The 365-nt window shown below is 52.3% G+C and carries 1 pseudogene; it reads left to right on the top strand.

Going from position 1 to position 365, the window contains the following annotated elements:
* Window positions 1-365, top strand: a pseudogene (locus ASV53_RS24995) (Tn3 family transposase); the annotation flags it as partial.

Below are 365 nucleotides of genomic sequence, written 5' to 3'. Positions count from 1 at the left end.
AAGCCACACGGCCATTGCTGTCGAAACCCGATGGCAGTATAGACAAATCCAAGTATGAATGGTTTTTGTATCTGCAGATACCCAACCGCTTAAACGGCCAGTTGACGCTGCCGGAAGTCATTCGATATCGGGCGTTAGAGGATGATCTCGTGAAGCCAGAGATCTGGAAAAACCAGAAGGGGTCCTTGGTGGAGGGCACTCAGCAACCCAATATCAGCGAGGATCCGAAACGTCTGATTCCACGCATGGCGGATGAGCTGACCCTTCGGTTGCACGAAGTCAGCCACTATTTGGAGCGTTCAGATACCAGGGACGTAATTTTGCGACCGAAAGACGGCAAACATCACTGGCGGCTGCCTACAGCC

This window comes from Photobacterium sanguinicancri, assembly GCF_002265265.1.
Taxonomy (GTDB): domain Bacteria; phylum Pseudomonadota; class Gammaproteobacteria; order Enterobacterales; family Vibrionaceae; genus Photobacterium; species Photobacterium sanguinicancri.
The sequence above is the reverse complement of the archived record's forward strand: the minus strand, read 5'-3'. Positions and strand labels throughout refer to the sequence as shown.